This is a genomic window from Bradyrhizobium sp. JYMT SZCCT0180 (assembly GCF_018130165.1).
GTDB lineage: Bacteria > Pseudomonadota > Alphaproteobacteria > Rhizobiales > Xanthobacteraceae > Bradyrhizobium.
Genome location: NZ_JAFCLZ010000008.1, coordinates 117901 through 143506, shown reverse-complemented (window position 1 = coordinate 143506; position 25606 = coordinate 117901). Strand labels below are relative to the sequence as shown.

At 62.4% G+C, this 25606-nt stretch carries 24 protein-coding genes; 16 read left to right on the top strand and 8 right to left on the bottom strand.

The genetic code is table 11. From position 1 onward, the window contains the following. The first annotated feature begins 2 nt into the window (after positions 1-2). The 6 genes from JQ641_RS14000 to JQ641_RS13975 are packed head-to-tail and all read left to right on the top strand — an operon-like array spanning position 3 to position 6695. A complete protein-coding gene (locus tag JQ641_RS14000) occupies positions 3-857 on the top strand; it encodes an ABC transporter ATP-binding protein (RefSeq protein ID WP_211996541.1) in 855 nt (284 codons plus the stop codon). After that, positions 854-1648 (top strand): ABC transporter ATP-binding protein, encoded by a 795-nt coding sequence (locus JQ641_RS13995; protein ID WP_211996540.1) that lies wholly within the window; start codon positions 854-856, stop codon positions 1646-1648. The genes JQ641_RS14000 and JQ641_RS13995 overlap by 4 nt, the downstream gene beginning before the upstream one ends. Beyond that, a complete protein-coding gene (locus JQ641_RS13990; RefSeq protein WP_211996539.1) occupies positions 1648-3582 on the top strand; it encodes an AMP-dependent synthetase/ligase in 1935 nt (644 codons plus the stop codon). Before JQ641_RS13995 ends, JQ641_RS13990 begins: the two co-directional genes overlap by 1 nt. After that, on the top strand, positions 3582-4454 hold the full coding sequence (locus JQ641_RS13985) for a branched-chain amino acid ABC transporter permease (protein WP_211996538.1): 873 nt from the start codon (positions 3582-3584) through the stop codon (positions 4452-4454). The genes JQ641_RS13990 and JQ641_RS13985 overlap by 1 nt, the downstream gene beginning before the upstream one ends. A 1-nt stretch (position 4455) precedes the next feature. Next, a complete protein-coding gene (locus JQ641_RS13980) occupies positions 4456-5502 on the top strand; it encodes a branched-chain amino acid ABC transporter permease (protein ID WP_211996537.1) in 1047 nt (348 codons plus the stop codon). 32 nt (positions 5503-5534) lie between these two features. Continuing rightward, entirely contained in the window at positions 5535-6695 is a 1161-nt protein-coding gene (locus tag JQ641_RS13975; protein ID WP_211996536.1) for an ABC transporter substrate-binding protein, read from the top strand. Positions 6696-6850: 155 nt separating this feature from the next. Here JQ641_RS13975 and JQ641_RS13970 read toward each other — a convergent pair whose 3' ends face one another. From JQ641_RS13970 to JQ641_RS13945, 6 genes are read right to left on the bottom strand one after another with little or no spacing between them, the layout of a single operon-like run. Further along, positions 6851-8044, bottom strand: a complete 1194-nt coding sequence (locus tag JQ641_RS13970; RefSeq protein WP_211996535.1) for an acyl-CoA dehydrogenase family protein — start codon at positions 8042-8044, stop codon at positions 6851-6853. After that, positions 8041-8979 carry an alpha/beta hydrolase gene (locus tag JQ641_RS13965; protein WP_211996534.1) on the bottom strand — a complete coding sequence of 313 codons (939 nt, stop codon included), beginning with the start codon at positions 8977-8979 and terminating at the stop codon, positions 8041-8043. The genes JQ641_RS13970 and JQ641_RS13965 overlap by 4 nt, the downstream gene beginning before the upstream one ends. 1 nt (position 8980) lies before the next feature. After that, a complete protein-coding gene (locus JQ641_RS13960; RefSeq protein WP_211996533.1) occupies positions 8981-9739 on the bottom strand; it encodes an SDR family NAD(P)-dependent oxidoreductase in 759 nt (252 codons plus the stop codon). Between the two features lie 3 nt (positions 9740-9742). After that, positions 9743-10537, bottom strand: coding sequence for an enoyl-CoA hydratase/isomerase family protein (locus JQ641_RS13955; protein WP_211996532.1), 795 nt, complete (start codon positions 10535-10537; stop codon positions 9743-9745). A gap of 21 nt (positions 10538-10558) precedes the next feature. Further along, positions 10559-11053: an aromatic-ring-hydroxylating dioxygenase subunit beta gene (locus JQ641_RS13950; RefSeq protein ID WP_211996531.1), complete on the bottom strand. Its 495-nt coding sequence runs from the start codon at positions 11051-11053 to the stop codon at positions 10559-10561. Then, complete coding sequence (locus JQ641_RS13945; RefSeq protein WP_211996530.1) at positions 11053-12312, bottom strand: aromatic ring-hydroxylating oxygenase subunit alpha; 1260 nt, start codon at positions 12310-12312, stop codon at positions 11053-11055. The genes JQ641_RS13950 and JQ641_RS13945 overlap by 1 nt, the downstream gene beginning before the upstream one ends. Positions 12313-13032: 720 nt before the next feature. On the opposite strand from JQ641_RS13945, the gene JQ641_RS13940 reads away from it, so the two are divergent. Beyond that, positions 13033-14235, top strand: a complete 1203-nt coding sequence (locus tag JQ641_RS13940; RefSeq protein ID WP_211996529.1) for an enoyl-CoA hydratase-related protein — start codon at positions 13033-13035, stop codon at positions 14233-14235. Between the two features lie 290 nt (positions 14236-14525). Here JQ641_RS13940 and JQ641_RS13935 read toward each other — a convergent pair whose 3' ends face one another. After that, positions 14526-15599: an amidohydrolase family protein gene (locus JQ641_RS13935; protein ID WP_211996528.1), complete on the bottom strand. Its 1074-nt coding sequence runs from the start codon at positions 15597-15599 to the stop codon at positions 14526-14528. 39 nt (positions 15600-15638) lie between these two features. After that, positions 15639-16343 carry a GntR family transcriptional regulator gene (locus tag JQ641_RS13930; RefSeq protein ID WP_249150423.1) on the bottom strand — a complete coding sequence of 235 codons (705 nt, stop codon included), beginning with the start codon at positions 16341-16343 and terminating at the stop codon, positions 15639-15641. A 153-nt stretch (positions 16344-16496) separates the two neighbouring features. Between JQ641_RS13930 and JQ641_RS13925 the strand changes: the two genes are divergently transcribed. Genes JQ641_RS13925 through JQ641_RS13885 form a run of 9 tightly spaced genes read left to right on the top strand, consistent with a single transcriptional unit; the run spans position 16497 to position 25508 of the window. Continuing rightward, on the top strand, positions 16497-17717 hold the full coding sequence (locus tag JQ641_RS13925) for an ABC transporter substrate-binding protein (RefSeq protein WP_211996527.1): 1221 nt from the start codon (positions 16497-16499) through the stop codon (positions 17715-17717). Between the two features lie 24 nt (positions 17718-17741). Continuing rightward, on the top strand, positions 17742-18602 hold the full coding sequence (locus tag JQ641_RS13920; protein WP_211996526.1) for a branched-chain amino acid ABC transporter permease: 861 nt from the start codon (positions 17742-17744) through the stop codon (positions 18600-18602). Further along, positions 18602-19600, top strand: coding sequence for a branched-chain amino acid ABC transporter permease (locus JQ641_RS13915; RefSeq protein WP_211996525.1), 999 nt, complete (start codon positions 18602-18604; stop codon positions 19598-19600). Before JQ641_RS13920 ends, JQ641_RS13915 begins: the two co-directional genes overlap by 1 nt. Then, complete coding sequence (locus tag JQ641_RS13910; protein ID WP_192734632.1) at positions 19597-20340, top strand: ABC transporter ATP-binding protein; 744 nt, start codon at positions 19597-19599, stop codon at positions 20338-20340. Before JQ641_RS13915 ends, JQ641_RS13910 begins: the two co-directional genes overlap by 4 nt. After that, positions 20330-21049, top strand: coding sequence for an ABC transporter ATP-binding protein (locus tag JQ641_RS13905; RefSeq protein WP_249150422.1), 720 nt, complete (start codon positions 20330-20332; stop codon positions 21047-21049). The genes JQ641_RS13910 and JQ641_RS13905 overlap by 11 nt, the downstream gene beginning before the upstream one ends. Positions 21050-21059: 10 nt before the next feature. Then, positions 21060-21839, top strand: coding sequence for an alpha/beta fold hydrolase (locus JQ641_RS13900; protein ID WP_211996523.1), 780 nt, complete (start codon positions 21060-21062; stop codon positions 21837-21839). Beyond that, positions 21764-22714 carry an FAD binding domain-containing protein gene (locus tag JQ641_RS13895; RefSeq protein ID WP_211996522.1) on the top strand — a complete coding sequence of 317 codons (951 nt, stop codon included), beginning with the start codon at positions 21764-21766 and terminating at the stop codon, positions 22712-22714. Before JQ641_RS13900 ends, JQ641_RS13895 begins: the two co-directional genes overlap by 76 nt. After that, the gene (locus JQ641_RS13890; protein ID WP_211996521.1) at positions 22711-23190 is read left to right on the top strand and encodes a (2Fe-2S)-binding protein; all 480 of its coding nucleotides are present in this window, start codon (positions 22711-22713) and stop codon (positions 23188-23190) included. Before JQ641_RS13895 ends, JQ641_RS13890 begins: the two co-directional genes overlap by 4 nt. Further along, positions 23187-25508: a xanthine dehydrogenase family protein molybdopterin-binding subunit gene (locus tag JQ641_RS13885; RefSeq protein ID WP_211996520.1), complete on the top strand. Its 2322-nt coding sequence runs from the start codon at positions 23187-23189 to the stop codon at positions 25506-25508. Before JQ641_RS13890 ends, JQ641_RS13885 begins: the two co-directional genes overlap by 4 nt. Positions 25509-25606 lie beyond the last annotated feature (98 nt).

The following is a 25606-nucleotide window of genomic DNA, read 5'->3' as shown; positions in this document are numbered from 1 at the left end:
AGATGCCGACAACGATCCCAACGCAGGCCAATATCGGCGGCGCTCACACCGCACCGGATCCGGCATGCCTGCTCGAATTCCGCAACATCCGCATCGTCTATGACAACGCGATAGAGGCGATCCGCGACGTCAGCATTGCCGTGCCTGAAGGCGGCATCGTCGCCCTGCTCGGCTCCAACGGCGCCGGCAAGTCGACGCTATTGAAGGCGATGTCCGGCATTCTCTACACCGAGGAAGGCGTGATCGAGAACGGCTCGATCCGCTTCCGCCACGAGGAAATCCATCGCCTCGCCCCTGATGAACTGGTCCGGCGCGGCATCGTTCAGGTTCCGGAAGGCCGCCGCGTGTTTCCGGCACTGACCATCGACGAAAATCTGCAGATGGGCGGCTACACCAAGACCGCAGCCGAAGCCCGCGAGCGCCGCGAAAAAGTATTCGCGCTGTTTCCGCGCCTGTTCGAGCGGCGCGACCAGATCGCCGGCTACATGTCCGGCGGCGAGCAGCAGATGCTCGCCATCGGCCGCGCCCTGATGACCGATCCGGTGCTGCTGGCGCTCGACGAACCGTCGCTGGGTCTCGCGCCCCTCATCATCGACCGCATCTACGAGGTGATCGCAAAACTGCGTGACGAGATGAAGATGACGGTGTTGCTGGTCGAACAGAACGCGCAGCGTGCGCTCGATATCGCCGACTACGCCTACATCCTGGAAACCGGGCGCGTCGTGCTCGACGGCACCGCGCAGAAGCTGGCCTCGAACGAGGACGTGCAGGAATTCTATCTCGGTGTCTCCAATTCGGGGCGCAAGAGCCTGCGCGACGTCAAGCACTACAAGCGGCGCAAGAGGTGGCTGTCGTGACCACCCTGCTCAGCGTTCAGAACCTCAGCAAGAGTTTGGGCGGCCTCAAGGCCGTCGCCGATGTCAGCCTTACCGTGACGTCGGGTGAAATCTGCAGCGTGATCGGCCCGAACGGCGCCGGCAAGACCACGCTGTTCAACATGATCTCCGGCGTGCTGCGGCCAAGCGGCGGCCGCATCCTGTTTGGCGGCGTCGACCTTGCGACCGTCTCGCCCTCGCGCTTCGCCGCGATCGGCATCGGGCGGACCTTTCAGAACCTGGCGCTGTTCAAGCACGGCACCGTGGTCGAGAATATCCTGACCGGCCGGCACACCCATCTGCGCTCCAACGTGCTCGATGCCGTGATCTTCTTCGGCCGCACCCGCCGCGAGGAGATCGAGGCCCGCCAGCGCGTCGAGCACATTGTCGAATTCCTCGAGATCGAACACATCCGCGACGCCGTCGTCGGCACGCTGTCCTACGGCCAGCAGAAGCGGGTCGAACTGGCGCGGGCGCTCGCTTGCGAGCCGAAACTGCTGCTGCTCGATGAAATGGTCTCGGGCATGAACCAGGAAGAGACCGAGGATATCGCCCGCTTCGTGCTCGATATCCGCGACCAGCTTGGCATCACCGTGTTGATGATCGAACACGAGATGCGGATCGTGATGGACATCTCCGACCGCGTTCATGTCCTGAATTTCGGCCGCAAGATCGCGGAAGGCACGCCCGCCGAAGTGCGGCGCGATCCGGCCGTCACGGAAGCCTATCTCGGCGGCCACCGCGCGGAAGCCGCAGCCGGGGTACACGCGTGATGTCGGTGATCGAACGCCTGCGAACCGAACATGCCGCAACGCCATCAAATCCGGCGCGCGCGTTGTCCGCACACGATGCCGGATCGCTGCGGACTGCCCTGAAAACCGCCGCGATCACCATTCCGCAATTGCTGCGCCAGCGCGCCGCGATGCACGGCGACGCGCTCGCGCTGCGCGAGAAGGAATATGGCATCTGGAATCCCTATTCCTGGAGCCATTATTACGAGACGGCGCGTTCGGTGGCCCTCGGACTCCTTGCCCTTGGCCTCAAGCCTGGCGACCGCGTCGCCATCGCCGGCGAGAACACGCCGGAATGGTTTTACGCCGATCTCGGCGTCCAGATGATCGGTGCGGTCGCGGTCGGCATCTACCCGACCAATCCCTGGGTCGAGCTGCAATATATCGTGCGCCACTCCGGCGCGCGGGTGGTCATCTCAGGCGACCAGGAGCAGACCGACAAGGTGCTGGACGCGCTGGCCAACAATGGTGGCCTGCCGGCGCTCGAGGCCGTCGTTTGCATCGACATGAAGGGCCTTCGGCAGTACCGGCAATCGCAGCTGATGTCGTTCGACACGCTGTGTCAGCGCGGCCGGGCCTATGCGCTGGAAAACCCCGAAGCCAACGCGACGCTCGACCGGCTGATTTCGCAGGCCTCCCCCGACGACGTCTCGATCCTGGTCTATACGTCGGGCACCACAGGCCCACCCAAGGGGGCGATGCTGACGCATCGCAATCTGGTCTATGCCGCCTACATCTACGCCGAGGCGGTCGGGATAGCAGACAAGCCGTTCGAGGCGGTGAGCTATTTGCCGCTGTGTCATGTCGCCGAGCGTTGCTATGGCGAGGTGACGCATCTGGTGCTCGGCGGCGCCGTCAGCTTTGCCGAATCGATCGATACCGTCGCGCTCAACATCCGCGAGATCGCGCCGACCTTCTTCGTCGGTGTTCCCCGCATCTACGAAAAGCTGCAGCAGGGCTTCCTGTTCCGGCTCGGCGAGAGCGGCCAGTTACGCCAGCGCTTCGTCAAAGCCTGTATGGTCTGGGGCCGCAAGCTGTCGGATCGCCGGCAGGCCGGGACCTCAAATTGGTTCGACCACCTCGGCTACGCGCTGCTCTACGTCCTGCTGTTCCGCAACATCCAGCGTCATCTCGGCTTTTCCCGCAGCCGTCATCGCCTCTGCGCCGGCGCGTCGATTTCGCCGGAGACGCTGCGCTTCTTCGACATCGTCGGCCGCCCGGTGTCGCAAGGGTACGGCCTGACCGAAAGCGGCGGCGTTGCGTTCATCCAGACCGGCAGCCATCACCGGCTCGGCGGTTGCGGTCTCCCCTTACTTCATACCGAATGGAAGCTCGACGTCGACGGCGAGATCCTGCTGCGCAATCCCGGCGTGTTCAAAGGCTATTTCCTCGACGAAAAGGCGTCCGCCGCGACGCTCGATGCCACGGGCTGGCTGCGCACCGGCGACATCGTCGAAATCATGGACAATGGCGAGATCACCGTGGTCGACCGCAAGAAGGCGATCATCATCACCGCCGGCGGCAAGAACATCGCGCCCTCCGAAATCGAGAATGCGCTGAAGGACTCCGAGTTCATCAAGGAAGCGATCGTGGTCGGCGAGGCCAGGAAATATCTCGGCGCCATCATCCAGGTCGATTTCGACAATGTCGGCCGCTGGGCCCGCGACAAGGCGCTGCCCTACACCAACTACAAATCGCTGTCGCAATTGACCGAGGTCCACGATCTGGTCGAGCGCATCGTGGGCGAGACCAACAAGCGTTTTGCCCGCGTCGAGAACATCCGCCGCTTTGCGATCCTCGAAAAGGAACTCGACCACGACGACGGCGAACTGACCGCCACGCAAAAGGTCCGCCGCGCCATGATCGAGAAGAAGTTCGCGCGCGAACTCGCCATCATCTACCAGGCGGAGGTCTGATGCAGTATTTCATGCAGCTGCTGATTTCAGGGCTTGCCATCGGCGCTATCTATGGGCTGATCGCGATGGGTTTTGCGGTGATCTACAAGTCCACCGGCCTGGTCAATTTCGCGCAAGGCGAAATGACCATGATCACGGCCTATATAGCCTGGACCATCTCGACCACGGTCAGCGGCAATGTGTTCGTGGTCGCGCTCGGCGCCATCCTTGCCGCCGTCGTGCTTGGCCTGATCATCGAGCGCGTCGTGATGCGGCCGATGCTCGGCGAGCCGGTGTTCGCCACCGTGATGGTCACTATTGGCCTTGCGGTGATCCTGCGCTCGTCGATCAATTTCATCTGGGACGCCTACCCGCACGGCCTCGATGTCGGCTTCGGCCGCAGCATCGTGCGGATCGGCCCGATCGGCGTGCGGACCGGCCAGATTGCCGTCATCGTCACGCTTCTTGCGCTGCTGGCAGCGATCTGGGCGTTCTTCCGCTACAGCAAGATCGGCGTCGCGATGCGCGCGGTCGCCGCCGACGATCGTACCGCGCTGCTGATGGGCATCAGCGCCACCAGGGTCCATGCTCTCGCCTGGGCCGCCTCGTCCGTGATCGCGGGAATCGGCGGCGTGTTCTTCGCGCTGTCCTATGACCTGTCGCCGGCGATGTTCCAGCTCGGGCTGAAGGCGTTTCCGGCCACCATCCTCGGCGGCCTCGACGCCGTGCTCGGATCCGGCCTTGGCGGCCTCCTGATCGGCATCACCGAGAATCTCGCTGGCGGCTATCTCGGCTCCGGCATGAAGGAGGTCGCGGGGTTTGCCATGATCATCGTGGTGCTGATGGTCCGCCCGTTCGGCATCTTCGGCGAACGCGACATCGAGAGGGTCTAGGATGCGCACCGGCGATTTCAAACAGACCTACGGCGAACTCGTTACCCTCGTCGATTCCCCGCCGGTGTGGCTGTGGTCGGCGCTGCTGGTCGCCAGCCTGATCGTCGCGCCCTTTGTGCTGAACTCCTACGTGCTGTCGTTTCTGATGATCATCCTGATCACGGTCGTCGGCGCGCTCGGCCTGAACATCCTGACCGGCTACACCGGCTTGATTTCACTCGGCCATGTCGGATTCCTCGTCACCGGCGCCTACGCCTATGCGATCCTGGTTTCCAAATATCAGATGCATCCGCTGGTCGGCTTCCTTGGCGCCGGCGTGGTGCCGGCGCTCGCCAGCCTCATCGTCGGCGCGCCGTCGCTGCGGCTGAAGGGGCTTTATCTCGCGATCACCACCCTCGCCTTTTCCTTCATCATCAACACCGTGATCCTGGAAGCGCGGTGGCTGACCAACGGTGCCCGCGGCATTTCGGTGCAGCGGCCGGAGATTTTTGGCATCAGCTTCGACAGCGACGCCGCTTTCACCTACCTCTGCCTCGGCTTTGCCGTCCTCACCTTGTTTGCCACCCTCAACATCCGTCGCAGCCGCGTCGGCCGCGCCTTTGTCGCGATCCGCGACAACGATACCGCCGCCCGCGTCATGGGCATCAATCTGCACGCCTACAAGCTGTTCGCCTTCGTCACCTCCGCCTTCATCACTGGTCTGTCCGGCGCGCTGTACGGCATTTATCTGTCCTTCGTCAGCGTCGAGGGCTTTCCGTTCCTGCTCTCGATCGAGGCGCTGGCGATCCTGATCGTCGGCGGGCTCGGCTCGGCGCTCGGCGCCGTGCTCGGCACCGTCCTGATCGTGCTGCTGCCGGAAGCGACCCGGTTGGTCTTCAGCCTGTTCAGCGCGCAGATGGACGCGCTGTTCTCGATCGGTGCGCAAGAGCTCAAAAGCATGCTCTACGGCCTCGTCATCATCCTGTTCCTGCGCTTCCAGCCGCGCGGCCTGGTCGGCGCCTGGCACGACCTCAGGCGAATGTGGGTGAACTGGCCGCTTCGTTACTAATCAAAAAAGCAATCGAACAGGAGGAGGAAACAATGATCAAATATCTGGCGACCGCGTCGCTGTTGCTCGCGGGCGCGTATCTCTCGACCACCCCGGCACTGGCCGCAGACCCCGGCATCACCGACACCGAAATCGTGATCGGCGACGTCGAACCCCTGACCGGCCCGCCGGCGCTGCTCGGGGTTGCCGCATCGATCGGCCACAAGATCGCGATCGCGGAAGCCAATGCCGCCGGCGGCATCAATGGCCGCAAGATCAAATATGTGCTGGAAGACGACGGCTACGTCACCGCCCGCACCATCCAGGGCGTCAAGAAGGTGACCGACGTCGACAAGGCGTTTGCCCTGCTCGGCATCTCCGGCTCCGGCCAGTCCATCGCCGTGATGCCGCTGCTGGAGAAAGCCGGCATTCCCACCGTGATCGACGTCGCGCCCGTCAAATTCCTCTGGGAACCGCCGCGCAAGAACGTGTTCGTGGTCGGGCAATCCTACGAGGAAGGCATCATCCACCTCGTCAACTATCTCGCCGAGAAGAACCCCGGCAAGAAATGGGGCCTGATCACGCAGGACGACGACTACGGCATCACTGTGCGCGACGGCTTCGACACCGTGGTCAAGGCGAGGAAACTCAACGTGGTCTACAGCGGCAATTACAAGAAGGGCCAGCAGGACTTTTCGTCCGACATGCTGCAACTGAAGGAATCCGGCGCCGAGGTGTTTCTCGCCGGCGGCATCATCGGCGAGAACATCGCCATGATGAAGGAGCTGGAAAAACTCAACATCAAGCCGGTGGTCGGCATCTTCTGGCCCGGGCGGGTCGAGCCGGTGCTGAAACTGATGGGACCGGCCGGTGATGGCATCTACGCCGTCGACTATGTAGAGCCGTTCGCAGGCGCCGCCGGCAAGGCTTTCCTCGAAAAAGCCAAGGGGCTGCTGCCGGAAGCCGAAATGAAGGGCATCAATCGCTACTCCATGACCGGCTATGCCGCCGCCAAGGTCTTGATTGCCGCGATCGAGCGCTGCGGCAAGCAGCCGACCTGGGCCTGCACCATCACCGAACTGGAAAAGACCAAGAACGTCGAGACCGGCATCATGGCGCCGATCAGTTTTGGGCCCGGCGTGCGCTTCTCGAACCAGAAGCTGCAGATCATGCAGTCCGAGTTCTCGACGCTGAGCTTCAAGCCGGTGAATTGAGGGGCGCCACAACGGCGGTCTGCTCCCTCTCCCGCTTGCGGGGGAGGGCTGGGGTGGGGGTCTATCCCCACGACGAACTCTCCAAGTGGAGACACCCCCACCCGCCGCGCTTCGCGCGTCGACCTCCCCCGCAAGCGGGAGAGGTTAAGCCCCCCTCACATCCTTTTCGCGACTTCCTCCAACATGACCTCGGTGGCGCCGCCACCAATCGTCAGCACCCTGGCATCCCGCACCATCCGTTCGATCGGCGTGCCTCGCATAAAACCGCTGCCGCCATGCAGTTGCAGGCAGCCATGCACGACCTCATGCAGCACCTCCGGCGACAGCGCCTTCACCATCGACACCTCGCGCGGACAGGGCTTGCCGGCCTCCACGAGTTCCGCGGCATGATACGCCAACGCCCGGGCCGCAGCGGCCTTGGTCGCAAGCGAGGCGAGCTTGAGCCGCACCGCCTGCTGGTTCCATAAGGGACCGCCGAACGCCTGACGGGTCTTTACATAATTGGTGGTGAGCTCGATCGCTTTGGCGGACTCGCCGGCGCAGATGCCGCCGATGCAGATCCGCTCGTTCTCGAAGGTCTCCATGATGCCGTAGAAACCGCGGTTCTCCTCTCCCAGCAGGTTTCCGGCGGGGATTCGGACATCCTGAAAACTGATCTCTGCGGTGTCCGAGCAAAGCCAGCCGTGCTTGTCGAGTTTTGTGACCGAGATACCCGGCGTCGTGCGCTCGACGATGAACAGCGAAATGCCGCGGCTGCCCTTGGCGGCGGGATCGGTACGCGCGGCGACGATCAGGATGTCGCCATAGACGGCATTGGTGATGAACATCTTCGATCCGTTGATGACCCAGGCATCGCCGTCGCGGCGGGCCCGCGTCTTCAGCCCGGCGACGTCGGAACCCGCATCGGGCTCGGTCACCGCGATCGAGCAGATGGTCTCGCCGCGGATGATCGCGGGCAGATACTTCTGCTTTTGCTCCGGCGTACCGCGCAGGGTGATATGGACGGCCGACATGTCGGTATGAACCAGCACCGACGAGGTGAAACCGCCGAAGGTAGATCGCCCGAGCTCCTCCGCCCACACCATCGACGCCAGTGGCCCCATGTCGGTGCCACCATATTCAGCTGCGTGGCGCATGCCGAGAAAACCGAGCGCGCCCATGCGGCGGTAGATCTCGCGCGGGATCTTGCCGTCGCGCTCCCACTGCTCGCCATACGGCACGACCTCTTTCTCGACGAAGCGGCGGACCTGCTCGCGCAACATCCGCAACTCCTCTGACAGTTGCGGCTGATCCGAGAAATGGAATTCGCTGTCGGCGTGCCTGCGCGGATCGGCGGGCCTGACGTTCATGATGATGCCCTCTCGTCCCTGATGTGAAGGTGTCGGTTGAGAAATTGCGCAATCGATGCGATGGCCCGACGCGCCTCGGAAAGCTCCGCCCCGAACATCTGGAAGACATGGATCATGCCATCCCAAACCTCCAGATGAACATCGACACCGGCGGCGCGCGCCAGGTCGGCGAACATGATTGAATCATCCAGCACGGTTTCGCGGTCGCCGACCTGGATCAACAGCGGTGGCAGACGCGCAAGGTCGGCATAGAGCGGCGAGACCAGGGGGTCGCAGGGATCGCCCTGCCCGCCCAGATAATTCTTGGCCAGCGCCAGGATCATCGGGCGCTGATGGATCGGGTCCGCCTCGGCCCGGCTGACAAAACTCGCGCCGGTCGCCGCCAGATCGGTCCATGGCGACATCAGCACCGCCGCTACAGGCAGCGGAAGTTTGCGTTCGCGCAAGGCCAGCATGGCGGCGAGCACGAGATTGCCACCTGCGGAATCTCCGGCAAAGGCGATACTGCCGTGCGCCGGCCCTTGCCCCAGCATCCAGCCATAGGCCGCCAGCGCATCGTCCAGCGCCGCCGGAAAACGATGTTCCGGGGCAAGGCGGTAGTTGATGGCGAGCACGCGACAGCCGCTGGCGAGCGCGATCTGCGCGATCAGGTCGCGGTGCGATTCCACCGAGCCGATACGAAAGCCGCCGCCATGAAAATACAGAATGGCCTTATCGAGGGGCGCATTGGCCGGCGATATCCATTCGCCATCGACGCCCCCAGCGCAGACGCGTTCGCAAGTCACCGGGGCGGTGATGCCTCCAAAGGCCGCATCCCAATCGCTGCGCATCTGGGCCACTGACGTGTCGCGGTTCCAGCTGCGGTAGACCGCGCGGATCCGCGCGATCGCAAGGTCGATCGGCGCCGTTGCGATATCTTCGCTTGCGCGCGTCATATCAGCCGCCCATTCCCATGCCGCCGGATACGCCAAGTGTTTCGCCGGTGATGTAAGCCGCCTGATCGGAAGCCAAGAACAACACGGCGGCAGCGACTTCTTCGGGCTCGCCGAGCCGCCGCAACAGCGTGGCGTCGGTCATGGCGCGCAATATCTTGTCGCCGCCTTGGGCTACCGCCGCTTCCAGCATCGGCGTGCGGATCGGCCCCGGCGCAATGGCATTGGCGGTGATTCTAAAGCGCGCATTTTCGCGCGCAATGCTTTTGGTGAAGGCGACCACGCCGCCCTTGGCGGCGGAATAGACCGCGCCGCCTTTGGAACCCAGCCGGCCTGCTTCCGAGGTGATGTTGATGATGCGCCCAAAGCTCGCGGCCTGCATCGCCGGCAACGCGGCGTGGGTGCAGGCAAAGGCCGAGACCAGATTAACCGCGAGCAGTTTGGTCCAATCCTCCGGCGTCGTATCGGTGAAGAACGCATGCTGGTCGACGCCGGCATTGTTGACGACGATATCGAACGGCCCGTGCTGCGCCATGACCGCCTGCACCATTTTGGCGTCGCCGGCATCGAGATGAACAGCCGTCGCACCGACCTGCCCCGCAAGCCCGGATGCCGTTTCAAGATCGAGATCAGCGATCACGACGTGAGCGCCGGCATCGGCAAAGCTCCGGACGATGGCGGCACCGATCCCCTTCGCGCCGCCCGAGACGAAAGCGCGACGGCCGTCGAGCCGCCCGAAAGCGCGCGTGCCTGCGGCCGGCACCGACTAGCGTCCCGTAAAGATGGGCTTGCGCCGCTCGATCACGGCAGCGAGCCCTTCCCGCGCGTCGGCCATGCCAGACAGCTCGGACACCGTGCGCGCTTCTTCCGACAGGCACTGCTCGATGCTGAGCGCGGTTCCGGCCCAGACCAGCCGCTTGGTCGCGGCCAGCGCCTTCGGCGCACCGGCCGCCAGCTCCCGCGCCATCGCGAGCGACGCTTCGGCGAGATCAGCATCCGGCACCACCCTGGTGACGATGCCCATGTCCAGAGCTTCCGCGGCCGAGATCACTGGATTCGTGAGAAGGATCGACATCGCCCGACGCAGACCGACCAGCCGCGACAGCGTGACGGAAACACCGGCGTCGGGCGCCATCGCAACCCGCGTCGCGCCCGCCAGGAATTTCGCGGATTCGCCAGCGATGACGATATCGGAAGCGCAGACGAGTCCAAAACCGCCGCCGCCGGCGGCAAAGCCCTGCACCGAAGTGATCACCGGCGCTTCCAGCCGCAGCAGCCCCGTCACCGCGTTCTGCAAATAGGCCGTCGCCTGCCTGATGTAGTCAGGCAGCTTCTCGCCCTTCGACGCAAAGGCTCTGACGTCGCCGCCCGCGCAAAAATTCGTGCCCTCGCCGCTCAGTAGCAGCACGCGCAGATCCGGCTGACCGTGACAGACCATGATGGCATCGCAGAGCGCGCTAAGGAGTTCGGCGCTCATGCCGTTGGCGGCGTCGGGGCGGTTGAGCCGCAGCCGGGCAATGCCGCCTGAGATGTCGAGCAATACGGGACCTTTATCGATCATGGCTGGTTCGCCCCTTGACGGCTAGATGAGGAACGAGAGCGTGAACAGCGCTTTCTCGTTGTTGACCAGGATCACCTTTTTGTACGCCATGCGCAGCTCGCCATCGACATAGCGCAGCCGGTATTCGTTACGCGCAGCCCAGACCGTGTCGTCGCGCAGGCTTGATTCGAACACCATGCTGTTGCTGGCGACACAGATATCGCCGCCGGGCTGCTGGTCCAGCAGCTCGATGTTGGACACCAGCCGCCGCAGTCGCGATTGCGGCGTCTGGGTGTGGCGTTTTCCCGTCAGCAATTGCTTGATGCGCAGCGAGATGCGCGACCGGTTGTCGTAGATGATCGACATTTCCTTTTCTGGATCGATGTCGTCGCCATTGGCCGGCACCCAATAGACGCCGTCGTCGGTCCACAGCGCTTCCCACGCTTCGTACTGGTGCTCGTCCTGCAGCCGCGCCTCCTTGTAGATGAAGGCGGTTACGGCTGACATCAGCGTGGCGCTGCTTTCGCGCGACAGCATCAGCGCGCCTCCATCAGGCTGCGGTAGTGCCGCCAAATGCCGCGCGACGGGATCTCGTCGGTGACGTGGCCGACCTTGAAGCCGAGTTCGTCCTGGCGCTCGCGCTTCTCGCCGCGGCCGAGGAAAATCCATTCGGGATTGCGCGCCAGCACGCCGCGATGGCAACGCTCGTACATCTCGGAATCATCCGCCAGTAACAACCCGGCCGGGCCGACCGATCCCATGGTCTGCTGGCGTAGACGCCGGTTCATGTCGGGAGCACCCTTGAACTGCAGCGCGGTAACGTGCTGCACGCTGTCGTCGACCGCGAGCGGCTGAATCACGAACATCTGGATTTCGGCGATGAACAAATTCGGAAAGATCATCACGTGCGGCGTGCCGTCGATCATGATCTCGCGCGCCTTCTCGTCGCCATAGGCGGCCTTCATTCGCGCCGTGTAATCCGGCAACCGCGCTTCCGAGGTGCCGAACCAGCTCATTGGCGCGTCGCGCTTGCGGAACTCGGGCCGCAGGTCGATCTCGGTATGGCCGTTGCCGTAGTCACGCGTCACCGCCGTCGAGGCGCCGCCATAGAGCTTGCCGATCGCGCTGTCAGCGACGCCGAAGATCGAGGAGTGCACGAAGGCCGGGTGATAGCCGTCGCATTCATTTTCCAGGATGAATTTCCAGTTGGCCTTGACGCGGTGCTTGAGGAAGCCCGCGGTGACCTCGACCTCGCCTTCCGGCGAGAAGCGAACCAAGCGGTCGATGGTCTCGGCCGCACCGCCGAGATGCTCTTCCAGAGAAGGGCCTTCGGCGGCGAACGAGCCAAACACAAAACCGCGATAGGATTGCACCCGCGTCACACGGCCGAGCGCAAGCTTTGATTTGTCCTGGCCCTCATAGCCGTCAGGAAAGGCGTAGCCGACCAGCCGGCCGTCATTGGCGAAGGTCCAGGAATGGAACGGGCATGTGAAGGAGCGCGCGTTGCCTTTGTCGTAGGAACAGACCTGGTTGCCACGATGCGAACAGCGATTGAGCAGCAGATTGATGTTGCCCTGCTCGTCGCGGGTCATGATGACCGATTGCGGGCCGATCGACTTGACGACGTAGTCGTTCGCGTTGGGCACCTCGCTCTCGTGTCCAACATAGACCCAGGTGCGATACCAGATGTTCTGTAGTTCGGCTTCGAAGATGGCGGGATCGCTGTAGAGCGAGCCGTGCACCCTGTCGGAGCGGATCAGTTCGCCCCATTGCGAAGCGCGCGGCACCACGTTCATCGCTGCATCTCCCCTTTTATCTTTCGCGGCTGGCCCGAACTCTTCTTGCGGAGCCCCGCGGCCTAGTCTAAAATAATCCGACTGACCGTTCAAATAATAGCACCGGCCGATTTGGGCTTCAAGGACATTTTCAGGGGGAAATGGTGGAGAACGTGAATCCGCGATCTCGCGACGCACCGCGCCCGAGCTTTGCCAGAAATCTCCTTGCCCTCGAAATGAGAGGGCACAGGGAAGACCGGGTGCGCGCTGCACCCGCGGTCCCGTGTGCGGTTTGCACTAAAAGTGTTGCACACGAGCATACAGGGCAGCGGTGAACACCCGGCCTTCCCTGCGCAATGGCTTTACGGCTTATGCCGCGCTCTCCCCGGAGACGAGTTCTGGGTTGACTCCGTCGCTGTCGTTTCCGCTCACGCTTCTCCGACAGCTTGACGCCGGCAACGGGCGCCAGGACCACACGGTTTTGCCGTACGCTCGATCCACGCCGTCGTCTGACGTGAACCAAGCGTCCACCGCAACCCGCCCAACGTCCGTGACGACGGCCGACGCCCTTCTGATCAGGACGGGATGGGCATACAGAAGCACTGATTTGGGGTTACGTAAAAGCGAAATCTTTTTCATTTCGGGACTTGACATGATTTCCGTAAATCGGAAGTAATTTGCCCGTCGGGTTGATTTGCCGCACTCCGCTGTCATTGCGTTTCGAAAAGGAGGACCTACGGGATGGAACGCCAAAGCCTGGAATGCCAAAGCCCCGCCGAACTCGCCCGTGCGCTCTATGCAGCACTTGCCGCCGGCGACCGCGTGCAACTCGACGCCTTGCTGCACCCCGAATTCACCGGCCGCACCGCCGAGGGCATGCCGTTCGGCATCGGCGGCAATCATGATGGCCCCGCGGCAATGCGGAAGAATGGCTGGGGTGCGATCGCCCGGCACTTCGAGGCACGCGCCGAGCCGGAACGGTTTCTCGATCTCGCCGATGGCCGCCTGCTGGTGACCGGCCGTTACCGCGGCCGCGGCAAACAGGGCGGCGCTGCTCTCGACGCCGCCTTTGCCCATCTGATCGCATTCGACGAGGGGCGCATCAAGTCGCTCGAGCAATTCACCGACACCGCACGCTGGCATGACGCCGCTGCACCGATACGAACGGTGCTGCTCGATTTCGAAGCGGGTATCGCAACCTTGCGCCTGAACCGCCCAGACAAGGGCAATGCGATTGACGAGCGTATGGCGGCCGACCTTGCCGAGGCCGCGACACAGACTGCCGAACGGCCCGACGTTCGCGCGGTCCTCATCACCGGCAACGGGCCGAACTTCACCGTCGGTGGCGACCTCGGCCTATTTGCCGGCACCGCGCGCGAGCAATTGCCGAACCGGTTGCGACGCATGATCGATAGCTTTCATCTGGCGATCGAACGGCTGACCAGCATCGATGCGCCCGTCGTCGCTGCAGTGCGCGGCGGGGCCGGTGGCGGTGGACTGGGATTGCTGTACGCCGCCGACATTGTCGTAGCCGCCGACAACGCGCGATTTGCGCTGGGCTATGGGGCGCTCGGCCTGACTGCCGACGGCGGCAACACCTGGTTCCTGCCCCGCATGGTCGGAATGCGGCGCGCGCAGGAGCTGTTCCTGCTCAACCGGCGACTAACCGCGCAGGAGGCGCTCGACTTCGGATTGGTGTCGCGCCTGGCGCCTGATGATGCCGTGGAGAGTGAGGCAGCCGCCCTCGCCGCCAAACTGGCCGCAGGTCCGACACGCGCCTTCGGTGCCGTCCGCCGCATGCTGCGGCAGTCATTCGAGACGGGGTTGTCAGATCAGCTCGATGCCGAGAAGGAATCGATCGTAGAAGCCAGCCGCACCGGTGACGCACAGGAGGGAATCGCCGCCTTCGCCGCCAAGCGCCGCCCGCAATTCCGCGGTGAATGAGCAGACCGAACTGAACGACAATCCGACATCAGCTCCCACCGACACCGCAGCGCGCTCAGTTCGGACTGCCCATATTGGTCGTCGCCAGATTTCCTTTGATTTCCCGGTGCACACATCGTGCACACGCCGCCAACTATCTCATTGAAATAGCGAAACTCTCGCTCCAATCCATCATGGGCCAGTTTGAGCAAACTACAGCAAAGCAGAACGAAGCCCAGCAAGCGCGGTCCGCCTGGCGCACCAGAAGCGGTCGTTCATGTATCCACGACCGCCAGACGGCGAAGACCGATTTAAGAATCGAGTTGCAGCAGTCGCTTCGCATTGCCGCCGGTCAATTGCGCCAATGTCGTCTCATCCATGCCGGCGACACCGGCGATGTGGCCGATCGGATTGTATTCGGCCATGTCATAGGGATAGTCGGTGCCCATCAGGATCCGATCGGGACCGAACAGGTCGAGCAAATAGGCCAATTGGTGATAGCTGAAGACCACCGTGTCGAGATAGACCTGACGCAAATACGTTGTTGGCGCTAGCGGCAGGTCACCACGGGAATCCTGCCGCGCGCCCCATGCATGGTCGATGCGCCCAGAATACGCCGGCAGATAGCCTCCACCATGCACAGCCATCAGTTTCAGATCGGGAAAACGCGCCAGCGTCCCGCTAAAGATCAGGTTGTGCAGCGCTAGTGTGGTCTCAAGCGGGTTGCCCACTATGTTGTTGAAGTAGAAGTGCCTCAGACGCTCTCCGTGCGTGAAACCGTTCGGATGCATCATGATGAAAGCGCCGAGTTCTTCAGCCTTGGCGAAGAATGGACGGAAAGCCGGATCAGACAGTTCCCTGCCATCGACGTTGGTTAGAATCTGTACACCCTTCAGCTTCAGATGGGTCATGACATAGTCGAGTTCGCGCACCGCCAGTTCGGGCTCTTGCAGCGTAATCCCGCCCAGACCCACAAATCGATCCGGCCGGTGAGAGCAGAATTCAGCCACGCCATCATTGGCGATGCGATGGGCCTGTTCGGCGATTCTCGTATCGAGATGATAGTAGCATTGCCCGGGAGCAGGAGCGACGACCTGGATATCGATGCCCATCTTGTCGAGATCACGCAATCGCCGGTCGATCGTGGTCATCACCTCCATAATGTCTTGTTCTTGACCGGCATTGATTGCCTTGGTCGCGTCGTCGGCGAAGTGGGCCAGCGAAATACGGCTGATGTCGTTGTGGGGTTGCGCCACCCTGGCTGCTTCGCGGACAAAGACGTGCGAATGAATATCGATCGTTGTGGAAGTTGGACGGCGGGCGCGGCCGTCGGCGTCATGAATGCGGGCTGCAGTCAAGCCATAGCGATTTTTGCGGTCGATCATTAACAGGCCCCGTTCTTGAAAGTCGTCGAAAAGCTGAGCTCAGGCCTGCATGGCCGTCCATTCCAGGGCGGTGCTGAACCGTTTGACGGCCGCCGAAACGTGAGCTTTCAGCAGGCTGACCGAACGGCGCGAGTCGCGCGCCTGAAGCGCTGAAATAATGTCATTGTGCTCTTCGACGAACTTGTGTGCTTTGGGCCGAACCGCGGCGACGCTCATCCTGACAAGGCGCTCGGTTTCCTCGATCAGCTCGCAGGTTGTTCGCGCCATCCGGCCGTTGTTGGAGCATCGCGCGAGAACGCAGTGAAATTCCTGGTTGTAACTGATGAACTCGTTTTCATAGTCGCCGTCGAATTCGCGAAACCGATCGAGCGCCTTCAGCTCCTCGTCCGGTGCATTCTTCACAGCTTCCGCGATGCACGCGAGTTCGAGTGCCTGGCGAAACGCAAAGATCTCGTTGGCATCCCGCAACGACACCGGCGACACGCGATACCCCTGACGAGGAATGACGATGACCAGTCCTTCGCTGACAAGGTGCTGGAGCGCCTCGCGCACCGGCGACTTGCTGACATCAAACTGCTGGGCGAGCTCCTGCTCGCGCAATTCGCGGCCGGGCGGCAGATCACATGTCAGAATACCCCGCCTGAGGAAATCGTAGATTCGCTGTCCTTGCATCGTCGAACCGTCGCCTCTTTCTATCTTGTAAGATATCACGATTCCAAGTTTGGTACCTACCCAGCGGATCATATTGCTATTTTCGAGCCAATTACACCAAAAAATTGGCACTTGAAGCAACTTTTCTATCCAACGGTTGACTCTTTGGATGGCTTAGTGACATCTTAAGAAGAAGCAAAAATATAAATCGTGATGTATCAAGTCTCGGCTCCAGGGAGATTAAGCATGGTGCGTACCCGCATCTTTTTATCGACGACAGTCCTCGCCGCGTGGACGGCTCTGACGCCGCTGCAGGCTGCCGAGCCGCTCAAGGTCGGCTTTATGACGGTCAGGTCGGGGGCCTTGGCCGCCGGCGGCCGGCAAATGGAAGAAGGCCTGAAGCTGTGTATGGATGAGCACCGCGGCGAAATGGCCGGGCGCAAGATCGAGATCATCACCGCCGATACAGCCGGCCAACCTGCCGTGACCAAGACCAAGGCGCAGGAACTGGTCGAACGCGACGGCGCGCAGGTGTTGATCGGTCCACTGGCGGCCTTCGAGGCACTCGCCATCGACGATTACATCCGGCAAACCAAGACGCCAATCATCTCGCCTTCCGCTGCCGCCGAGGACTTGACCCAGCGCAAGCCCAATCCATGGTTCGTGCGCGCTGTCGGCACGTCGGCGCAGGCGCATCATGCACTTGGCGAGTATGCTGCGAAGGATTTGCACTACAAGAAGATCGCGATCATCGCCGACGATTTCGCATTTGGCCATGAACTTTCGGCCGGCTTCCAGCGAACGTTCGAACAGAACGGCGGCAAAGTCGTCCAGAAGCTGTGGTCGCCGCTCAACGCCGCGGAATACGGCACCTACATTACGCAGATCGACCCGAGCGTCGACGCAGTCTTCGCGGGGTTTGCCGGCGGCAACGGCATCAAGTTTCTCGGTGAATACAAGAACTATGGCATGCAAAAGCCGGTTCTCGGCGCCATGACGACGGTCGACGAGGGCATTCTCAAGCGCATGGGCGATGAAGCGGTGGGCGTGATCTCGTCCGGTTGGTATAGCGCCGCAACCGATACTCCCGCCAACAAGAAATTCGTGGAAGCCGTGCGCAAGGCCTACAACGCCGATCCGGGCTACTACACCGTCGGCGCCTACATGGCCTGCCAGTTCCTCAACAATGCTCTGGAGCAGGTCAAGGGCGACATCTCCGACAAGGCCGCCTTCATGAAGGCCTTGCGTAGCGTCAACATCTCGCAAAGCCCCTATGGTCCGGTGAAGCTCGACGCGTACGGCCAGCCCATCCTCGATGTGTCGATCCGCAAGGTCGAGAAAAAGGACGGAAGGCTGCAGAACAGCGTCATCAAGACCTATCCAGCGGTTAGCCAGTTCTGGACCTACGGGGCTGACGAATTCCTCAAGAGCCCTGTCTATTCGCGCGACTGGACAGCGGCGAAGTAATTTGCTCCGCCGGGAGGGATCCGCATGAATTTCTGGATCATTCAGGGTTTGAACGGTCTTGCGTTCGGATCCCTCCTGTTCATTTTGGCGTCAGGCTTTTCGTTGATCTTCGGCCTCATGCGCATCGTCAATCTCTCGCACGGCGCATACTTCATGCTCGGCGCCTATGTTGGCGTGTCGGCGATCGAGGCCGGCGTGAATTTCTGGATCGCGATCCTGATCGGTGGCGGCGCAATCTGCATCCTCGGTACCTTGATCGAGCGCTTTATCCTGCGCCGGCTGAACGGGCAGCCGCTGGCCCAGGTGCTCGTGACGCTCGGCATCGCATTCATCATCGCCGACACCTGCGTGTGGATCTGGACCGGCGATCCGCGTCCGGTGCCGATGCCCCGGGAACTGGCGGGCGCCCTCCGCGTCTCGAACTTGGCGTTTCCGATCTATCGCCTGTTCGTGATCGGCGTCGCGTTCGCGCTGGCCGCCGCTCTCTGGTTGCTACTTGAGCGCAGCCGTCTCGGCGCCATGATCCGTGCCGGCGTCGACGATCTGCCCATGGCCCGCGCAATGGGCATCCGCACTTCACTGCTGTTCTCCGCGGTATTCTGCCTCGGCTCCGCGCTGGCCGGCGCCGGAGGCGTGCTGGCAGGACCGATCCTGTCGGTATACCCGGGCCTCGATTCCGACATGCTGCCGCTTGCGCTGGTCGTCGTTATTCTGGGCGGCGTCGGCAGCCTGGTCGGCGCGTTCGTCGGCAGCCTCCTCATCGGCTTCATCTACAGCTACGGGCAAGCGCTGTTTCCCGATCTCGCCTACGTGATCCTTTTCCTGCCGATGGTCCTCGTCCTCACGCTGCGGCCGACCGGCCTGTTCGGAAGGCAGGCGATCTGATGCGTGTCCCATCCAGCATGATCTCGTGGCTTGTTGCAGTCGCCGCGCTGTTGGCATTGCCGTGGCTGGTCACGTCGGATTACTACGTCAACATCGCAAGCCAGATCGTGATCGCGGCAATTCTCGCCCTCAGCCTCAATCTGCTGATCGGGTTCGGCGGCATGACCTCGCTGGGTCACGCGGCCTATCTCGGTGTAGCCGCCTATCTGTCGATATACCTCACCGCGCATGCGGGCTTCGGGCATCTTGCGGGAGCACTGATCGCCATCGGAGCGACGACAGTGCTGGCGATGCTGTTCGGCTTTCTGGCCCTGCGCGCGTCAGGTCTTGGGTTTCTGATGATTACGCTGGCGCTTGGCCAGATCCTGTGGGGCGTTGCCTATCGATGGGCCAGCCTGACCGGCGGTGACAACGGGTTGGGCGGACTCAAGCGGCCGCACCCGTTTGGCCTCAATTTGATGGACCCCGCCATCTTCTACTATTTTGTTCTCGCCTTCCTCGGCATAGCGCTGTGGTGCATCGCACGCTTCGTTCAGTCCGGACTCGGGCAGAGCCTGCAAGGTACCCGTGATCAGCCGCGGCGCATGCGGGCGCTCGGTTACGAAGTATGGCTGATTCAGTGGCTGAGCTTCGTGTTCGCAGGTTTCTGGGGCGCAGTCGCCGGCCTGCTCTATGCCTATTACCACCAGTTCGTCAGCCCCCAGACACTGCATCTTACGACGTCGGCCGAAGCCCTTCTGATGGTGATCGCCGGCGGCACCGGCACGCTGCTCGGGCCGGTCGTCGGCGCGGCACTCGTCGTCATTCTCAAAAATATCGTCAGCGCCTACATCACGCGCTGGCTGATCCTGCTTGGCGTCATTTTTGTCGCGATTGTCCTGTTCATGCCCGAAGGCCTGGTGCCCGGTCTTACACGTTGGGTCCGCGCTTTGAGGAACCGGCCGCCCGCCGACAAGCCTGCCGACGCGCCCTCTGTTGCCAAGGGGCCCGCTCGATGACGACACCTGTTCTGGAGGTCGCCGGACTCTTTCGCTACTTTGGCGGACTGCCAGCCGTGCGCGATGTCTCGATGCGCATTCCGGTTGGAGAACGGCGGTTGCTGCTCGGCCCCAATGGCGCCGGCAAGACGACATTCTTCAATCTCATCGCGGGTGATTTTCCGCCGTCGCAGGGCGAGATCCGGATATTCGGTCAGAACGTCACCAGGAAGTCTGCGAGCCAGCGAACCCATCTCGGTATGGCGAGGACCTACCAGATCATCACGTTGTTCTCCAAGAACACGTTGCTGCACAACGTCGTCATCTCTCTCGTCGGCCTCCGCAAAATTCGCTTCAATCCATGGTCCGACCTGCGCCGTCAGACGTCGCTCTGGGAGGAAGCACGCGCGACACTTGCCCTGGTCGGCCTCGAACATGTTGCGGACCGAACCGTGGCGGAGACGAGTTATGGCGAACGGCGACGGCTCGAGATCGCGATGGCGCTCGCGCAAAAGCCAAAACTCCTGCTGCTTGACGAACCATTGGCCGGACTTTCTGCCGACGAACGCCAGGACGTTCAGCGTCTCCTTCAATCCATTCCGCGCGACGTTACCATTGTAATGATCGAACACGACATGGACGTCGCCCTCGCCTTCGCCGACGTGATCACCGTGATGCAGCATGGACAGGTGGTCGTGGAAGGAAGCCGCGCGGACGTGGTCGCGGATCCCCGAACGCGGGAGGTGTATCTTGGACACTGACGCGCTCGCAATCAGCGGGCTCAACGCGTTCTATGGCGAGAGCCACGTCCTGCACAACCTGTCCTTCAACCTGAAGAAGGGCCAAGTCCTGGGACTGCTCGGTCGCAACGGTGCCGGCAAGACCACCTGCATCAGCGCGATAATGGGGCTGGTCAAGGTCAAGGCCGCTCGCGTTGAGCTGTTCGGTCAGTCTATCGCGGGCATGTCACCTGAAAGCATCTCGCTCAACGGCGTCGGCCTGGTGCCGCAGGGCCGGCGTATTTTCCCCTCGCTCACGGTCTACGAAAACCTGACGGTCGCGGCTCGCCGCGGGCTCTCCCAACAAGGGCCCGGGTGGGGGCTGGAGCAGGTCTATGCGACCTTTCCCCGGTTATCCGAACGACGGCGGCAACTCGCCGGCTCACTTTCCGGCGGCGAACAACAGATGCTCGCCATCTGTCGCGCCCTGATGACCAATCCGCGCCTCATCCTGTTCGACGAGCCTTCCGAGGGACTCGCCCCCCAGATCGTCGCCGAAGTGGCGACCGTACTCAAGCAACTGCGCGACAGCGGTTTGTCGATCATCCTGGTCGAACAGAATATCAAGCTGGCGCTCGAAATCGCCGACGAGGTCGTGGTGCTCAACACCGGCTACGTCGCACACGCGGGCGATGCGAACTCGCTCCGCTCCAACGATCGTTTGGTCGAGCAATTGCTCGGCGTCTATTGAGAGGTTACCCATGACATCCCTTCGCTTGCGTGACGGCACGCTCGACATCGCCGAAACCGGCACCGGCAAGCCGCTGATCCTGCTACACTCGCTGCTCGCCGATCGCGCAATTTTCGACAAGATCGTCCCGGCGCTTGCCAAGCAGCGACGCGTCATCGTCCCGGACCTGCCGGGATTTGGCGGCTCGTCGTCAGCGGGTTCCACCATTGAGGGAATTGCGGATCGCATTGCCGACCTGTTTGACGCACTCGATCTCAAGGCGACCGACGTGCTTGGTAACGGCTTCGGCGGCTTCATCGCCAGCACGCTCGCTATCCGCCATGGCACGAAGTTCGACCGGCTGGTCCTGGCCGACACCGGCGTCAGCTTCTCGCCGGAAGGCAAGCAGTCGTTCTATGCCATGGCTGAACGGGTGCGCCAAAGCGGCATGGAAGCGATCGTCGACGTGGCCCTGAAGCGGCTGTTTCCGGAAGACTTCATCGCACTCAATCCTGACATCATGACCGAGCGCCGTAACGCACTGGTCAAGACCAATCCGGAATTTTTCGCCGAAGCGTGCCACGCGCTGGCGGCGCTCGATCTTACCGCCGAGATCGGGAAGATACGAAACCCGACACTGGTGGTGGTGGGCGAGTTGGACGCCGCAACACCGCCTGAAATGGCGCGCACGCTGGCAAAGGCACTGCCAAGGGCCGAACTCATCGAAATGCCGGGATGCGGCCATGCGCCGATGGCACAGGCCCCCGAAGCATTCATCAAAGCTGTCGCGCAGTTCCTCGACCTGAAGTAAACCCGATGAAAGCATCGCCCTTTCAATATCACCGTCCGCAAACGCGCGAAGAGCTCGGCGCGCTGCTGACCCGTCTGGACAACGCCAAGATTCTTGCAGGCGGACAATCATTGATGCCGATGATGAATTTGCGGGTCATCGCCCCCGATCACCTGATCGACATCAACCGCATTCCCGAGCTCGCAGGAATTAGAGAAACGGCTGCTGGTATCGAGATCGGCGCAATGACCCGCCAGACCGACGTGCTGTCGTCGGAGACCGTTCGATCCCGGCTACCGCTGCTGGCGCGCGCCCTCGAGCATGTCGGCCATATCCAGACGCGCGCGCGCGGCACGATAGGCGGAAGCTGCTGCCATCTCGATCCCTCAGCCGAGCAGCCCGCCGTCAGCGCCGCCTTTGACGCCGAATTCATCGTCTCGGGGCCGAACGGCCGCCATGTCATTCCCGCAAGCGCCTGGTTTGAAGGCTTGTTGCAGTCCGCTCTTGGCGAGCAGGAATATCTCGAAGCGCTCCGCTTCAAGCCATGGGCCAATGGCCATGGTTACGGCTTCGCGGAATATGCGCGGCGGCATGGCGACTTCGCCGTTGCTGGAGGTATTGCCCTCCTCGAGGGCGACCGGGACGGCCGGATTACGCGGGCGGCGCTTCTGTCATTCGGTGTCGAGTCGTCGCCGCGGCGATTGACCGAGGCCGAAGGCGCGCTACTCGGCCAGCACGTCGACAATCTCGACATCGAGCCCGTCATAGAAGCAGCCCGCTCACTTGAAGCAATGGAAGATGCCCACGTGACGGCAGGTTACCGGCGCCATCTCGCCGGCGTGCTCATCGGTCGAGCTTTGAAAGAGGCATGCGCCACGTTGGAGCGGCAATCATGACAGAACGATCTGTCTCATTCACACTCAATGGTGAGCAGCGTGAGGCCAAAGTCGACCCTCGCACGCATCTTGGCGATTTCCTCCGGCACTCACTCGGGCTGACCGGCACACATCTTGGCTGTGAGCACGGCGTCTGCGGCGCATGCACCGTGATCGTGGATGGCGCGCCGGTGCGCTCCTGCCTCATGCTGGCGGTTCAGATCGAAGGCAGCGTTGTGGAAACGGTCGAGGGCCTTGGCAATCCTGATTCGTTATCGACACTCCAGCAGGCCTTCGTAACCAATCATGGCCTGCAGTGCGGCTTCTGTACGCCGGGGATGCTGATGACACTCGAAGCCTACTTGCGCTCCACGCCCATGCCGACAGAGAGGGACGTCAGGATCGCGATCTCGGGCAACATCTGCCGCTGTACCGGCTATGAGGGCATCGTGCAGGCGGCGCTGGACGTCGCGGCAACCAGGGCGGACCGGACATGAGCGCACGCTACTTTGGAGCCGCTGTTACGCGCCTGGAAGATGCACGCCTGCTGGCCGGCAAGGGCCAATATGTGGACGATATCGAACTGCCCGGGATGCTGCATGCCGCCTTTGTGCGGGCGAGTTTTGCCCATGGCAGGATCCGCAGCATCGATACCAGCGACGCTCTCGCGATGCCGGGCGTGGCCGCGATCTACACCATGGCCGATTTCGAAGACATTGCACACGGCCCGATGCCGCCAATGGCGCCACATCCGCTGCTGAAGACGCCGATCACCTATCATCCCCTGGCCAATACGGAAGTTCGCCATGTCGGCGAAGCCATCGCCATCGTTCTTGCCGATAGCCGCGCCAAGGCCGAGGACGCTGCTGCCGCAGTAGTGCTCGATATCGAGTACCTGCCGGCGGTCTCGGATGCCACCCTCGCCTGCGACGCCAACTCGCCCAGGGCGCACTCGCAGCACACGAGCAATATCGCGGCTACGATGAAGGCCGGCTTCGGCGACACCGCTGCGGTGTTCGCCAAAGCAGATCATGTGCTGACCGAGCATTTCGACATTCATCGCGGCGGCTGTCATTCGATGGAATGCCGCGGAGTGGTCGCGCATATCGACCTGCTGACCGGTGCGTTGACCATCTCGACCTCCTCGCAATCGCCCTACATGGTCCGGCGGCATCTCGCTGGCTATTTGAAGCGCGACGAGAATGACATTCGTGTCATGACGCCCGATGTTGGCGGCGGATTCGGGCCGAAGGCCAACGTCTATGCCGAGGAGTTCGCTGTCGCCCTCGCCGTCATCAAGTGCCGCCGCCCCGTGAAATGGATCGAGGATCGCCAGGAGCATTTTGTCGCCACGACCCAACAACGCGGTCAGACCTGGACACTCGACGTCGCGTTCGACAATGACGGACGTATGCACGCAATCCGCGGGCGATGTATCCACGACAATGGCGCCTACGCGCCCTATGGACTGATTTTGCCGGCCACCGCCCTCGCCAGCTTTCCCGGCCCCTATGCCCTCGAGGCCCTCGATCTGTCGCTCGACGTCGTCCTCACCAACCTGGTGCCGACCTCGCCGGTACGTGGGGCTTGCCGGCCCAACGTCGCATTCCTGCTTGAGCGCCTCGCCGACCGGATCGCGCGGCACCTCGGCATCGACCGGCAGGAGGTTCGGCGCCGCAGTTTCGTTCGTGCCGACCAGATGCCCTACAGCACCGGCATGAAGGCACGCGACGGGTCGCCGATCTCCTATGATAGCGGCGATTATGTCGGCGCACTGAATCTCGTTCTCGACGAGATCGACGCGGCGAATTTCCCGGCGCGACGCAACGAAGCCAAACAGCGGGGCAAGCTGCGCGGGCTGGGTATCGCATCCTGCGTCGAAGACACCGGGCTAGGGCCGTTCGAAGGGGCATCCGTTCGCGTCACGCCGGCCGGCAAGGTTGTCATCGCCTCCGGTGCATCCAGCCAGGGCCAGGGCCATCGCACGGCTTTTGCGCAGATTGCCGCGGACGTGCTCGGCGTTGAGCTCGAAGACGTAACGATTGAAACCGCCGATACCGCGAAGTTCCCACTCGGCATCTCGACCATCGCCAGCCGCATTGCTGTCACCGCGGGCTCTTCGGTGCAACTTGCCGCGCACAAGGTGCGCGCCAAGGCCATCGCCTTCGCATCCCATCAGCTTGAAGTGGACGAACACGACCTGGAGCTAGCCGGCGGCGCAGTGCATGTGAAGGGCATCCCGGACATGAAAATCAAACTGTCCGAGATTGCTCGCACGCTGTCCGGAAATACAGGAATGCCGATGCCAGGCGACATGGAGCCGGACCTCGCTGCGACGGCCTATTTCAATTCCAATGCCCTGACATTTGCCTACGGCGCAAACGCCTGCGAGGTCGAAGTCGACCCTGACACCGGAGATATCAGGGTCGTTCGCTACGTGGTGGTCCACGATTGCGGCAGGATGATCAATCCAATGATTGTCGACGGCCAGATCCGCGGCGGCGTGGTGCACGGCATTGGCAACGCGCTGTTCGAGCGCATGATCCATGACGAGGAAGGACAGCCGCTGACGACCACCTACGGCGACTACTTACTGCCGATGGCGTCGGAAATGCCGAGGATCGAAATCCACCACATGGAAACGCCTTCTCCGCGAAACCCGATCGGCGTCAAGGGCGCGGGCGAAGGCGGCACCATTCCGGCCGCCGCCTGCGTGATATCAGCCGTGGAGGATGCTCTCGGACCGAACGGGCCATTTATTGCGCTTCATCCGATCTCACCCCAGCAGGTCGTGACATGGTTAGACCGGAACTGACGATGTGCGCGCATTCGGCAATTCACAATCTTTGAAGCTGAGGACTTATGGTCATCATCTTCACAGACCGAACTGGTCACCTTCAGATCTTGAAGTGC

What these genes read in the sequence shown, in the direction of transcription:
- JQ641_RS13930 (WP_249150423.1), bottom strand. Translation starts at nt 16,343, where the DNA reads ATGATCCGCTGGGTAGGTACCAAACTTGGAATCGTGATATCTTACAAG.
- JQ641_RS13915 (WP_211996525.1), top strand. Translation starts at nt 18,602, where the DNA reads ATGCGTGTCCCATCCAGCATGATCTCGTGGCTTGTTGCAGTCGCCGCG.
- JQ641_RS13940 (WP_211996529.1), top strand. Translation starts at nt 13,033, where the DNA reads ATGGAACGCCAAAGCCTGGAATGCCAAAGCCCCGCCGAACTCGCCCGT.
- JQ641_RS13900 (WP_211996523.1), top strand. Translation starts at nt 21,060, where the DNA reads ATGACATCCCTTCGCTTGCGTGACGGCACGCTCGACATCGCCGAAACC.
- JQ641_RS13945 (WP_211996530.1), bottom strand. Translation starts at nt 12,312, where the DNA reads ATGAACGTGGTGCCGCGCGCTTCGCAATGGGGCGAACTGATCCGCTCC.
- JQ641_RS13920 (WP_211996526.1), top strand. Translation starts at nt 17,742, where the DNA reads ATGAATTTCTGGATCATTCAGGGTTTGAACGGTCTTGCGTTCGGATCC.
- JQ641_RS13955 (WP_211996532.1), bottom strand. Translation starts at nt 10,537, where the DNA reads ATGATCGATAAAGGTCCCGTATTGCTCGACATCTCAGGCGGCATTGCC.
- JQ641_RS13890 (WP_211996521.1), top strand. Translation starts at nt 22,711, where the DNA reads ATGACAGAACGATCTGTCTCATTCACACTCAATGGTGAGCAGCGTGAG.
- JQ641_RS14000 (WP_211996541.1), top strand. Translation starts at nt 3, where the DNA reads ATGCCGACAACGATCCCAACGCAGGCCAATATCGGCGGCGCTCACACC.
- JQ641_RS13925 (WP_211996527.1), top strand. Translation starts at nt 16,497, where the DNA reads ATGGTGCGTACCCGCATCTTTTTATCGACGACAGTCCTCGCCGCGTGG.
- JQ641_RS13935 (WP_211996528.1), bottom strand. Translation starts at nt 15,599, where the DNA reads ATGATCGACCGCAAAAATCGCTATGGCTTGACTGCAGCCCGCATTCAT.
- JQ641_RS13970 (WP_211996535.1), bottom strand. Translation starts at nt 8,044, where the DNA reads ATGAACGTCAGGCCCGCCGATCCGCGCAGGCACGCCGACAGCGAATTC.
- JQ641_RS13975 (WP_211996536.1), top strand. Translation starts at nt 5,535, where the DNA reads ATGATCAAATATCTGGCGACCGCGTCGCTGTTGCTCGCGGGCGCGTAT.
- JQ641_RS13910 (WP_192734632.1), top strand. Translation starts at nt 19,597, where the DNA reads ATGACGACACCTGTTCTGGAGGTCGCCGGACTCTTTCGCTACTTTGGC.
- JQ641_RS13950 (WP_211996531.1), bottom strand. Translation starts at nt 11,053, where the DNA reads ATGCTGTCGCGCGAAAGCAGCGCCACGCTGATGTCAGCCGTAACCGCC.
- JQ641_RS13885 (WP_211996520.1), top strand. Translation starts at nt 23,187, where the DNA reads ATGAGCGCACGCTACTTTGGAGCCGCTGTTACGCGCCTGGAAGATGCA.
- JQ641_RS13990 (WP_211996539.1), top strand. Translation starts at nt 1,648, where the DNA reads ATGTCGGTGATCGAACGCCTGCGAACCGAACATGCCGCAACGCCATCA.
- JQ641_RS13985 (WP_211996538.1), top strand. Translation starts at nt 3,582, where the DNA reads ATGCAGTATTTCATGCAGCTGCTGATTTCAGGGCTTGCCATCGGCGCT.
- JQ641_RS13980 (WP_211996537.1), top strand. Translation starts at nt 4,456, where the DNA reads ATGCGCACCGGCGATTTCAAACAGACCTACGGCGAACTCGTTACCCTC.
- JQ641_RS13895 (WP_211996522.1), top strand. Translation starts at nt 21,764, where the DNA reads ATGCGGCCATGCGCCGATGGCACAGGCCCCCGAAGCATTCATCAAAGC.
- JQ641_RS13965 (WP_211996534.1), bottom strand. Translation starts at nt 8,979, where the DNA reads ATGACGCGCGCAAGCGAAGATATCGCAACGGCGCCGATCGACCTTGCG.